The sequence below is a fragment of the Sphingomonas sp. FUKUSWIS1 genome (assembly GCF_000733135.1).
GTDB lineage: Bacteria > Pseudomonadota > Alphaproteobacteria > Sphingomonadales > Sphingomonadaceae > Sphingomonas > Sphingomonas aerolata.
This window is the reverse complement of the sequence record NZ_JPJC01000249.1, coordinates 53,525-54,789: the sequence shown is the minus strand read 5'-3', so window position 1 is coordinate 54,789 and position 1,265 is coordinate 53,525. Positions and strand designations below refer to the sequence as shown.

Annotated in this window: 2 protein-coding genes; both read right to left on the bottom strand. The window is 65.8% G+C overall.

What is annotated here, in order from left to right:
- A partial coding sequence (locus tag sphsw_RS19940) for a putative porin (protein ID WP_031441430.1) occupies positions 1-402 on the bottom strand: 402 nt, incomplete at its 3' end.
- Positions 403-547: 145 nt separating this feature from the next.
- A partial coding sequence (locus sphsw_RS18460) for an acyl-CoA thioesterase (RefSeq protein ID WP_042467513.1) occupies positions 548-1,265 on the bottom strand: 718 nt, incomplete at its 5' end.

Here is a 1,265-nt window from a genome sequence, read left to right as displayed (position 1 = left end):
GGGCAGCGCGACCCCGCCGGCGTTCACGACCTGCGGGTTGCCGACCGGCACGGGAGCGATCTTCGCGCCGGGATCGGCCGTCTGGTTGGCGACCTGCACGCGGGTCGGGGCCGCTGACGGGGGTGCTGGCACAGGCGCTGCCAGTTGCGGGGCCGTTGATGGCGCAGCGGCCGGAGGTGGGGCATTCGCGGCAAGCGCACGGCCGGCTTTCGCCTTGGCATTGGCGATCAGCGTATCGGCGCGCTCGCGGCTGACCAGCTTGTTCTCGACCATCTCGTCGATCAGCGCCAGCATCGTCTGGTACGACGGATCGGTATCGAGCGGCGACGCCGTCTGCGCCTGCGCTGCCGATGGCAGCACGGCTAGCAACGCGCACAGCGATACGGCGTACGAATGACGCATACAGACATCCTCATCGATTGGGATCGTCCGTCTTGCGCGGCGCGACATCCTGGAACCAGCTTCACTGGCGTAAGATGATCCTAATGTCCGTACAAATGCGCTGTCAACATGGTTTTGCGCGGCGACCCGATCCGGGGCGCACCGATCAGGGCATATGCGGGATCGTCGTACGTGGCGCGAGATCGGGCCGCATCCGGATCAATCCCTCTTGCGTGACATGCGCGATCGCTCGCCCATCGCGGCTATGGAAGACACCGCGTGCGATGCCGCGGCCATGTCCTGACCACGCGCTTTCGCTGGTATAGAGCAGCCAATCGTCCAGCGGCACGTCGTCGTGGAACCACATTGCGTGATCGAGGCTCGCGGTCTGCATGCTGTGCTCGAACATGTTGACGCCGTGCGGGATCAGCGACGCACTGAGCAGCGCATAATCGGACAGATAGGCGAGCACGCCGCGGCGCACGACGGGATCGGTTGGCACGCTTCCTCGAAACCGGATCCAGACATGGGATACGGGCGTGCCGGGCTTGGTCTGGAGGAACGCGGGAACGCCGCAGGGCCGGATATCGAAGGCGGACGGCTTAGAGAGGAACGCGACGGCTTGCGCGGAGATACCCGCATAGTCACCAGCGAGGATGTCGAGCGAGCGCAGTTCCTCTGGCGGGGGAAGGTCGGGCATCGCGACCGCATGCTCCAGGCCGGCTTCCGGGCGCTGGAACGATGCGGCCAGCGTCAGGATCGTCGCGCCGTTCTGGCTGGCGGTGACGCGGCGGTTCGCGAACGACTTGCCGTCGAAATCACGCTCTACCCGGAAGATGATCGGTTGCGTCTCGGTGCCGGCGCGCAGGAAATAGGCGTGCATG